A 9,450-nucleotide genomic window follows, 5' to 3' on the forward strand; every position below is an offset into this window, starting at 1 on the left:
CGCCATGCCGCTACGCCACTTCGAAGGTCACGCGGTCCAGCGGATCGGCTGGCTGCGCGCCGCGGTGCTCGGCGCCAACGACGGCATCGTCTCCACGGCCAGTCTCCTCGCCGGCATGGCCGCCGCGGGCCAGGGGCGCAGCGAGGTGCTGCTGGCCGGCGTGGCGGGGCTGGTGGCCGGCGCCTTCTCCATGGCTGCAGGCGAGTACGTCTCGGTCAGCTCCCAGGCCGACACCGAGCGCGCCGACCTCGCGCGCGAGCGGGCCGAGCTGCGCGACCAGCCGGCGTTCGAACGCGAGGAGCTGGCGGCGATCTACGTCCATCGCGGCGTCGAGCCGGCGCTCGCCCGCCAGGTCGCCGACCAGATGATGGCCAAGGACGCCCTGGCCGCCCACGCCCGCGACGAGCTGGGCATCTCGGAGATCAGCACCGCGCGCCCCGTCCAGGCGGCCGTCACCTCGGCGCTCACCTTCTCCGCCGGCGCGGCTCTGCCCCTCGCCGCGGCCCTGCTCGCGCCGCAGGGAACCGTCGTCCCGGTCGTCTCCGCCGCGGCCATCGTCTTCCTGGCGCTTCTGGGCGCCATCGGGGCCCGCGCGGGCGGCGCGAACATCGCGAAGGCCGTGGTCCGCGTCACCTTCTGGGGCGCCCTCGCGCTGGCCGCCACCGCCGGCGTCGGCTCCCTCTTCGGCGTCGCCGCCTGACCGCCCCAGCGCCGCGGGCCACCGGACCCTAGAGCCCCTCGTCCTCGCCCGCCGCGTCGTCCTCGGTCCCGGCTTCCAGGATTTTCATCGCGTCGTGGAAGCGCTTCAGCGCCCCGACCGACGCCTGCACCCGCTGGGTCGCCGCGCCGCCGTCGCCCTGGGCGGCGTTGATCACCGCCAGGTTCGTGCTGGCGATCGCGTCGGCCAGCGCCTTCAGGCAGCCCTTCAGCGCCGCGAAGTCGGCCGCGACGTCCGGCCCCTCGTCGTCGCCCCCGTCATCGATGAAGTCGTCGAGGTGGACCATGCGCGGCTCCTGGGAATGCCGGGCCGGTGTGACTCCCGGCGGCGCGGAAGTCCATCGGCTGGACCTCCCCGCCCCGGATTACGCCTAGTTGTTGAAGTTGAAGGTCCCGATGTCGGCGAGCGTGCGGCCCTGCAACACGACCGCGTCCTCGGCCGTCCCGCCGTTGTTCGCCGTGTCGACGAAGATCACCACGTCGGACCCCACCCCGATCACCACGAACTTCGCCACCCCGCCGCCTATCTGGGTGTTGGCGAGGCTGAGCGCCGCCTCGTAGCTCGTCGCCGTGAATTCCAGGTAGTTCACCCCTTCGGTCGCGGCCCCCAGCGCGCCGAACCGGATCTGGTCCTCGCTCGACCAGTCGAGGATCCGGTCGATCGCCCCCGCCGTGAGCCCCGAGTCCCCGCTCCCGAACAGGAAGGCGTCCAGGCCCGCCCCGCCGCTGATCTGGTCGAACCCGCCGTCGCCGCCGATTTGGTCGACGCCGTCGCCGCCCGAGATGCTGTCGTTGCCGTCCCCGCCCTTCAGCGAGTCGTTCCCCGTCCCGCCGGCCAGCGTGTCGGCCCCGGTGAATCCCTGCAGGGTGTCGGTCCCGTCGCCGCCGTTCACCAGGTCATTGCCGGCGCTGGATGAGATCGAGTCGTTCCCCGCCTCGCCAGAGATCGTGTCGTCGCCGCCGCCGTCGAGCGCCACGTCGTTCCCGTCGCCCAGCAGGATGGTGTCGTTGTTGACGCCGGCCACGACCGCGTCGTTGCCGGCGCCGCCCATGATGAGGTCGTTGCCGTTGTCGAGGTTGTCGATCGTGTCGTTCCCGTCGCCGCCCATGGCGGTGTCGTCGCCCTGGCCGGTGTAGATGTAGTCGTTGCCGATCCCGCCATCGATCGTATCGGCGCCGGCGAAGGCCATCATCGTGTCGTCGCCCGCATCGCCGTTCATCGTCTCTCCGGTCACGGTGTCGCCCGAGCCCAGGATCATGTCGTTGTCGGCGCCGCCGCTCAGCGAGTCGCCGCCGCCGCTCAGCGCGTTCATGGTGTCGTTGCCGGCGCCGCCGGTGATCGTGTCGCGGCCCAACGAGCCGATGATGATGAAGTCGTCGCCGCCGCCGCCGTCGATCACCCCGAGGGCGGTCGTGTTGGCGACCCCGACGCCGACCAAGATCCGGTCGTTGCCCTCGCCGCCCGAGGCTGAGAGGCTGGCGTCGCCGGCGGTGAGGGTGTCGTTGCCGTCGCCGCCATTCAGCGAAACGCTGCCGGTGTTCGTGCTGGAGGTGAGGTTGTCGTTCCCTCCCTCGCCGAACATGTTGTCGTTGCCGCCGCCGCCGACCAGGACGTCGTCGCCGAGGTTGCCGTTCAGGAAGTCGGCGCCCGAGCCGCCCTGGACGCTGTCGGTCCCCTGGCCGCCCAGCAGGGTGTTGGCCTCGGTGCTGGTGGTGGCCGAGAGCGTGTCGTTGCCGAGGTTGCCCTGGGCGAAGTTGGCGCCCGTGCCCACGACGATCATGTCGTCGTCGCGGCCGCCGTAGTGAATGTCGTTGCCGGCGCCGCCCATCAGGCTGTCGGCGCCCGCGTTGCCCTGCAGTTGGTCGCCGCCGTTGCCGCCCATGAGCGTGTCGGCCCCGTCGCCGCCGTAGAGGCCGTCGCTCGTCCCGGCGTCGGCGCCGCCCGCCGCCGTGGCGGCGTTGAAGCTGTCGCCGCCCGTGGTGCCGATGAAGAGCACCGAGCTGTCGGGGAAGATGGGCCGGGTCGACCCGAGCGCGAGGTTGAAGTTCACCACCCGGCCGGTGACGCCCGAGAGCAGGCTGATCGACGCCGGCGCGGTGGCGGTCGCGGCGACGAACAGCACCGTCGTGGTGGCCGCGCGCTCGCCGGCGCCCGTGAAGATCACCGTGTCCGTCGCCGCGAAGGCCTGCGCCTGGACATCCGTGATCGTCTCGAAATTGAACGTCGCCATCGTCAGTCCCCACGGCCCGCCCTATTCCGGGACCACGTTATGTGAACGACGTTCTGGAATCCACGGCAAAGCTGTGCCAGCCGCGGCGGTTTCGGCGCGATAGCCGGCGGCTATGCGCCGCCGCTCGGCCCAGGTGCTAGCGTGGCGCAAACTTCGGGGAGACGGCGATGCTGCGGGCTTTGCTGGGGACGGTGCTGGCGCTGGCGTTCGCGGGCCTCGCGCACGCCGCCACGCGGGTCGAGACGATCGAGCTTCAGAGCCGGCTCGTGCCCTCGCCGGTGAAGGTCTCGGTGCTGCTCCCCGACGGTTACGACGCCGGCCGGAAGCTGCCGCTGCTCCTGCTGCTGCACGGCGGCGGCGGCGACAACGGCTTCCTGGCCCGCATGAAACCCACCGTCGAGGCGGCCTGGGCGGCGAAGGACTTCTCAGCCGCCGTCGTGGCCACTCCCGACGTCGGCCGCTCGCTCTACATGGACTTCAAGGACGGCTCCCAGAAGTGGGAGACCTTCATCGTCAGCGAACTGGTGCCCGAACTGCGCCGCCGCTACGGCCTGTCGTCCGAGCGCAGCCGCACCATGGTCACCGGCGTCTCGATGGGCGGCCTCGGCAGCCTGCGCCTCGGTTTCGACCATCCCGAGATGTTCGGCGGCCTCGCGGCCATGGAGCCCGGCATCGAGCCGGCGCTCAGCTTCGACGACGTGAGGATGCGCAACCGCTTCCAGCGCGACGACAAGTTCTTCCGGTCGATCTTCGGCGACCCCGTCGACCGCGCCTTCTGGCAGAAAGCGAACCCCGCCAACATGGTGCTGGCCAACAAGGCGGCGATCCTGAAGTCGGGCCTCGCCATCTACATCGAGGTGGGCGATCTCGACATGTTCAAGCTCGACGAGGGGACCGAGTACCTGCACCGCGTGATGTGGGACAACGGCGTGCCGCATGAGTACCGCCTGGTCCGCAACGCCGACCACACCGGCCGCACGGTCACGGCCCGCTTCCGCGACGCGCTCCGCTTCCTCGACCGCGAAGTGCTCAATCCCCCCGCGGCCGATCCGGTGCGCGACGAGAACAAGGGCCGCATCGACCGCCTGCGCCGCGCCATGGGCGTCCCCGACGACGAGCCGCGCGCCCCCTTCCCGCCGACGAGCCCGTCCAGGTGATCCGCCGCCGGACCCTGCTCGCCGCCGCGCCGGCGCTGATTGCCGCCCCGGCCCTCGCGGCCGCCTCGAAGGACATTCGCGTGCGCGGGTCGAAGGCCTATTCCGAGTCCACCATGGTGATGACCGTCTCCGCGGACGGGAGGTCGGCGCTGACGCTGCGCTTCTGCCGATTTCCGGACGAGGATCAGACCTGGCTCTGGTGCCACCTCGTCCACGACGGCCGGCTCTACGCCTTCACCACCCACGACCTGCCGGCGTCCCGCGAGCGCCTTGCGAACCGGGACGTCGCCACCTGGGCCGCGCCCGGCGCCGAGGCCGAACTCGTTCGCGTGCGCCACGGCGAAGAGCCCCCGTCCGTGCGCCTCACCGCCGACCTGATGGCCCACCGAAGCTTCGCCGCCCCCCACGGGCCGGGCCGCGTACCGATCAGGGTCACCGGCCAGTTCGTGGGCGCCTCGTCGCTCGCCGCGCAGGTCCTGGAAGGGCGCCAGGAGGTCTACGGGGTCGTGAACGCCGACCTCGAGATCGCCGGCCGGAAGATCCGCCACGAGGGCCTCGCCAAGTTCCATGAGCAGCGCCAGGAGGCGCCGCGATTCCAGGCCCCCTTCGCCTACAGTTGGCTCTCCGGCGAAGGCGCCGACGCCACGACGCTGCTGCTGGACAAGGGCGCCACGGGCGGCTGGCGGCTCGACGGCCGGGAGGCGGCGCTCGCCGACATGCGCCTCGACCCGCCCGGAACCGATCGGGCGGTGAGCTACGCGTTCAGGTCCGGCGCGGCGATGCCCGGCCGCCTCACCGCCCTCGCCCGCTACACGATCCCCGTCTACGACCGGCGCTGGAACGGCAGTTTCGTGCGGGGCGAGGTGGGCGGCCGGCCCGTCGTCGGCGTCCTCAACGACTGGCGCACCGACGTCGACATCTATGCCGCGTCTGCGACGCGCTTTCCGAAACCCTGACGTGTCAAAGGCTTGCCGCTCGCCTTGCCGATTGACCGGCGACGCCATGAAGCGCAGACTCGTCTGCATCGCCTGACTGAGACAGGCGGCACAGGGCGCGCCCCGGCGGCCCGCCAGGCCCAGGTCCAGAGTTCAGTGGGGGGCCGACGACGAACTTCCGGGGGACGCCTGGCTGGCGTCTGCCGCAGGACGGCGTGGAGACGAAGAAACTCCACAACGGATTGCGAGGAAGAGTCATGCATACCGAGCCTCATGCCGGCGATGTGAAACATCACAAGCCGCGGCACCTGGCCGAGAAGTTCGAGGGGATGATCGGCGTCGTCATGGTGGCCGCCATCTGCCTGCTCGCCATCGGCCTGATCTACGGCGTCCTCACCACCGGCGCGACCGACCCGAAGTGGATGCAGTAGGCCTGTAGGGCCGCCTCCGCGCCGGCGCGTCGCGCCGGTCCCGACAGTCCATACGCGCCCGCCCGGGCGAGGCTCGGCGGGCGCCGGAGGGTTTTGCGGCGCCGAGCGCCCCGCTCTCGCCCCCCAGCCGGACGGCTTCCGCGACGGCACGGCTGTTCGGCCGCCGACGCCTGCGCTACCAACTGACCAGCGATAAGGGAGGCGGACATGGCGGGTCGGGTTGCGGGCAAGGTGGCGCTGGTCACCGGCGGGGCGAGCGGCATCGGCCGCGGCGTCGTCGAGAAGCTCGCCGAGGAAGGCGCGTTCGTCGTCGTCACCGACATCCAGGACGCCCTGGGCGAGGAGGTGGCGGCCGGTGTCAGGAAGGCCGGCGGCAAGGCCGAGTACCGATCGCACGACGTCACCGACGAGGACGCCTGGATCGACGTGATCGGCGGCGTCAAGGCCCGCCACGGCCGGCTCGACATCCTGGTGAACAACGCCGGCATCGGCATCGGCGGCCCGATCCTGGAGATGAAGCTCTCCGACTGGCGCCGCCAGACCGCCATCAACCTCGACGGCGTGTTCCTCGGCGTGAAGCACGGCATCCCGCTGATGCGCGAGAGCGGCGATGGCGGCTCCATCGTCAACATCTCGTCGGTCGCGGGCCTGAAGGGCTCGCCCAGCCTCGCCGGCTACTGCGCCACCAAGGGCGGCGTGCGGCTGTTCACCAAGGCCGTCGCGCTCGAATGCGCCAATGCCAAGGACGGCATCCGCGTGAACTCGGTCCACCCGGGCCTGATCGAAACCCCGATCTGGCTGACCGTCGGCGACGCCATCAACCCGGGCGCAAACGCCCCGCCGGACCTCGACGCCATGTCGACCCTGGCCGTGCCGCTGGGCGTGAAGGGCTTCCCGGCCGACATCGCCAACGGCGTCCTCTGGCTCTCGTCCGACGAGGCGCGCTACGTCACCGGCCTCGAACTCGTCATCGACGGCGGGATGATGCTGCGCTGATCCACAGCCCGTGGAAGCCCATCGGCATCCGATGGGCGAGGCGGGCCCGCGCGACCGGACCCGCGGCCACGTCAGAGGCGTCGAGCACGACCAGCGCGCCCGTGCCGCTGACCTCATCGTAAGTGTTGGCCAGCAGCCAGCCGTCGCCCTCCTCCGGCCCGCGCGCCACGAACACCGGCTCGGACACCGCCACGGTCGGCCCCGCGTCCCACACGGCCACCTCGCCGGTCGCATGGTCGAAGCGCGACAGGCCACGCTGGAACAGGTCGCCCGTGCCGGGCCCGCCGAGCCCGGCCAGATAGCCGTAGCGATAAGGCAGGCCCGTCCGCCGCTCGTCGATCCTTGGATACTCGCAGACGGCGTCGTGCAGTCGTCGGCGCTCCACGACGCCCGGCCGCCGCGGATCCAGTCGCCATCGCGCCAGCCGCTGCGCCGCACGGCTGGCGTCCGGCGGCCTGCCGTCAGCCGTCGGGAACATGGCGACGTCCTGCTCGCAGAGATCCAGCACGATCCCGCCGCGCTCCTCGAACGCGTTCATCACATGCCAGACCATGCAGGGCGCCGTCTCGAACCGCAGCGGCTCGCCGCCCGCCCGCGGGACGGCCAGCACCTCGACGCCCGCCTCCGGCTCCCAGGCGATCAACGGCCGGCCCGCCTGCGCCCGCTCCAGCGACAGGGTCACCGGGCACACGACGAAGACCGCGAAGTTCGGCGTGATCGCGAAGTCGTGGACGATCGAGGCGTGCGGGCCCTGGACCATCCGCGCGGGCGACAGCACGCCCGCGGCGTCCGCCTCGTAGAGCGCGAGTTCCCCGGTCAGCCGCCCGCGCGGCAGGTTGGCGAACAGGCTGAGCGCGCCGGTGGCCGGGTCGACCTTCGGATGGGCGGTCATGTTGCGCCCGAGCGCGCCGCCGAAGACATGCGGTCCCAGTGTCTCCAGGGTCTCGGGGTCGATCTCGACCGGCAGCGCGCCCTCCTCCAGCGCCAGCAGGCGTCCGGCGTGCCACACGAGGCTGGTGTTCGCCACGCCATCGCCCGGCCGCGGCCCCGCCTCGGGATCGTCGCCGAACGGCCCGGCCGTGGCGAACAGCGCCCGCCCCGCCGCGTGTTCGCGAAGCCAGCGCCCGGTCCGGACCCAGCGGTTGCGGTAGCTCACCCGCCCGTCCGCGATCCGGAAAGCGTGGACCATCCCGTCGCCCATCAGCGGATTGTACGGCGGCCGCGGCGCGAACTGCGGGTTGGGCCCGACGCGGTAGTAGGTCCCGTCGAGGCCGTCCGGCATCTCGCCGTCGACGGCCAGGTCCGGACAGTCGAACTCCCGCCGCAGCGGCTCGAAGCCGCCCGCGAGGAAGGGATCGTCCGGTGTCGGTTCGGTCATGCTCGCCTTGCCCTGGTAGCTGTCGGCCAAGCGACAACAACGACGCCGAGCCGACGTCAAGGCCGAACGAAACAAATACTTTCAATAGTTTGTCCGGTCCTGCGCCGATGCTTCTGTCAATCCGGTCCGCCGGAATTATTTCGGTTGCGAACACGTCGCCGGCGTCCGCGGACGGGCCGCCAGTCGATCGCGGCCGCGGATCGCGGGTTGGTCATGAAAAGCGCGTCAGGCTAGATCGCGCACATGGCTTCTCCAGCGACGCTCCACGCGATCTTCGGCCCCTCCGGCGCCGGCAAGACCACCTACGCCCACGCCTTCGCCCGCCGCGAGGGCGCGGTGGCCTTCATCCTCGACGACTGGATGGCGCGGCTCTTCGCGCCCGACATGCCCGATCCGATCGAGTACGAGTGGATGATCGAGCGCGTGCAGCGCTGCGAGACCCAGATCTGGTCGACGGCGGCGGCCTGCCTGGCGGTGGGCACGCCGGTGATCCTCGACATCGGCCTGATGCGCCGCGCCGACCGCGCCCGCGTGCGCGAGATCGCGGAGGCCGCAGGTCTGCCCCTGCAGTTCCATTTCGTCACCGCCAGCCAGGAGGCGCGCCGCGCCCGCGTCGCCGAGCGCAACGTCGTGCGCGGCGAGAACTTCGCCATCGAGGTCACGCCCGACATGTTCGAGTTCGTCGAGGGCGTGTTCGAGCCGCCCGAGCCGGCCGAGCTGGACGGCACGATCGTCAGCGAAAGCGCGTGAGGCAGGCGATGCGGGGGTTGATCCTGGCCTTGGGGGTCCTGATGGCGACGGGTGCGAACGCGGCCGAGCGGTTTCCGGTGCTGAGCGACGGGCAGATGAGCCCCGAGCAGAAGGCGGTGGCCGACGCCATCCGCTCGGGCCCGCGCGGCTCGCTGGGCGGCCCCTTCAACGCCTGGCTGCGGAGCCCGCAGCTCGCCGACCGGGCGCAGAAGGTGGGCGAGTACATCCGCTTCCACTCCAGCATCCCTGCGCGGTTGAACGAGTTCGCGATCCTCATCAGCGCACGCCACTGGAACGCCGGGTACGAGTGGTACGCCCACTATCCGCTGGCGCTGAAGGCCGGACTGAAGCCGCAGGTCGCCGCCGACCTTGCGCGGGGCCGCCGCCCCGCCGGCATGGCCGCCGACGAGACCGCGGTCTACGACTTCTGCACCGAGCTGCGCCGCGACCGCCGCGTCTCCGACAGGACCTTCGCCGCCGCGAAGGCGGCGCTCGGCGAACAGGGCGTCGTCGATCTGGTCGCGGTCAGCGGCTACTACGACCTCGTCTCCATGACCCTGAACGTGGCCGAGGTCGCCACCCCGCGCGACGGCGCGCTGCCCCTGCCCGATTTGAAGTGACCCGCGGCGCGCGGTATGAAGAAGTCATACCGGAGCCCTCGCCATGGCCACCACCAAGCGCACCTTCAGCCTCGCCGAAGAGCAGGCCGAATACATCGACGCCAAGGTCGCCTCCGGCGACTACGCCTCGGCGAGCGAGGTGGTGCGGGACGGGTTGCGCGCGCTGAGAGAGCGCGACGCCGCCGTCGAGCGCTGGCTCCGGGAGGAGGTCGCTCCCGAGTACGACGCGATGATG

At 71.5% G+C, this 9,450-nt stretch carries 11 protein-coding genes; 8 read left to right on the forward strand and 3 right to left on the reverse strand.

From position 1 onward, the window contains the following. Window positions 1-4 precede the first annotated feature (4 nt). The gene (locus JNL41_RS10055; protein ID WP_293474552.1) at window positions 5-700 is read left to right on the forward strand and encodes a VIT family protein; all 696 of its coding nucleotides are present in this window, start codon (window positions 5-7) and stop codon (window positions 698-700) included. Between the two features lie 28 nt (window positions 701-728). Here the strand turns inward: JNL41_RS10055 and JNL41_RS10060 are convergent, their stop codons facing one another. Both JNL41_RS10060 and JNL41_RS10065 read right to left on the reverse strand, forming a co-directional pair. Then, window positions 729-1,004 carry a hypothetical protein gene (locus tag JNL41_RS10060; RefSeq protein WP_293474534.1) on the reverse strand — a complete coding sequence of 92 codons (276 nt, stop codon included), beginning with the start codon at window positions 1,002-1,004 and terminating at the stop codon, window positions 729-731. 84 nt (window positions 1,005-1,088) lie between these two features. Beyond that, on the reverse strand, window positions 1,089-2,948 hold the full coding sequence (locus JNL41_RS10065) for a calcium-binding protein (protein WP_293474536.1): 1,860 nt from the start codon (window positions 2,946-2,948) through the stop codon (window positions 1,089-1,091). 167 nt (window positions 2,949-3,115) lie between these two features. Here JNL41_RS10065 and JNL41_RS10070 point away from each other — a divergent pair, with 167 nt between their 5' ends. The 4 genes from JNL41_RS10070 (at window position 3,116) to JNL41_RS10085 (ending at window position 6,467) form a co-directional block, all read left to right on the forward strand. Beyond that, on the forward strand, window positions 3,116-4,105 hold the full coding sequence (locus JNL41_RS10070; RefSeq protein WP_293474538.1) for an alpha/beta hydrolase-fold protein: 990 nt from the start codon (window positions 3,116-3,118) through the stop codon (window positions 4,103-4,105). Next, the gene (locus JNL41_RS10075; protein ID WP_293474540.1) at window positions 4,102-5,061 is read left to right on the forward strand and encodes a hypothetical protein; all 960 of its coding nucleotides are present in this window, start codon (window positions 4,102-4,104) and stop codon (window positions 5,059-5,061) included. The genes JNL41_RS10070 and JNL41_RS10075 overlap by 4 nt, the downstream gene beginning before the upstream one ends. A 236-nt stretch (window positions 5,062-5,297) precedes the next feature. Further along, window positions 5,298-5,471, forward strand: coding sequence for a hypothetical protein (locus JNL41_RS10080; RefSeq protein WP_293474542.1), 174 nt, complete (start codon window positions 5,298-5,300; stop codon window positions 5,469-5,471). A gap of 207 nt (window positions 5,472-5,678) precedes the next feature. Then, window positions 5,679-6,467 carry a glucose 1-dehydrogenase gene (locus JNL41_RS10085; RefSeq protein WP_293474544.1) on the forward strand — a complete coding sequence of 263 codons (789 nt, stop codon included), beginning with the start codon at window positions 5,679-5,681 and terminating at the stop codon, window positions 6,465-6,467. Here the strand turns inward: JNL41_RS10085 and JNL41_RS10090 are convergent. Next, window positions 6,439-7,845 (reverse strand): carotenoid oxygenase family protein, encoded by a 1,407-nt coding sequence (locus tag JNL41_RS10090; protein WP_293474546.1) that lies wholly within the window; start codon window positions 7,843-7,845, stop codon window positions 6,439-6,441. The genes JNL41_RS10085 and JNL41_RS10090 overlap by 29 nt on opposite strands. 243 nt (window positions 7,846-8,088) lie before the next feature. Between JNL41_RS10090 and JNL41_RS10095 the strand changes: the two genes are divergently transcribed. The 3 genes from JNL41_RS10095 to JNL41_RS10105 all read left to right on the forward strand — a co-directional run. Next, window positions 8,089-8,595, forward strand: coding sequence for an ATP-binding protein (locus JNL41_RS10095; RefSeq protein WP_293474547.1), 507 nt, complete (start codon window positions 8,089-8,091; stop codon window positions 8,593-8,595). Between the two features lie 41 nt (window positions 8,596-8,636). Next, on the forward strand, window positions 8,637-9,215 hold the full coding sequence (locus tag JNL41_RS10100) for a hypothetical protein (RefSeq protein WP_293474549.1): 579 nt from the start codon (window positions 8,637-8,639) through the stop codon (window positions 9,213-9,215). Window positions 9,216-9,258: 43 nt separating this feature from the next. Next, a partial coding sequence (locus JNL41_RS10105) for a type II toxin-antitoxin system ParD family antitoxin (protein ID WP_293474550.1) occupies window positions 9,259-9,450 on the forward strand: 192 nt, incomplete at its 3' end.

This window comes from Phenylobacterium sp., assembly GCF_016793285.1.
Lineage (GTDB): Bacteria > Pseudomonadota > Alphaproteobacteria > Caulobacterales > Caulobacteraceae > Phenylobacterium.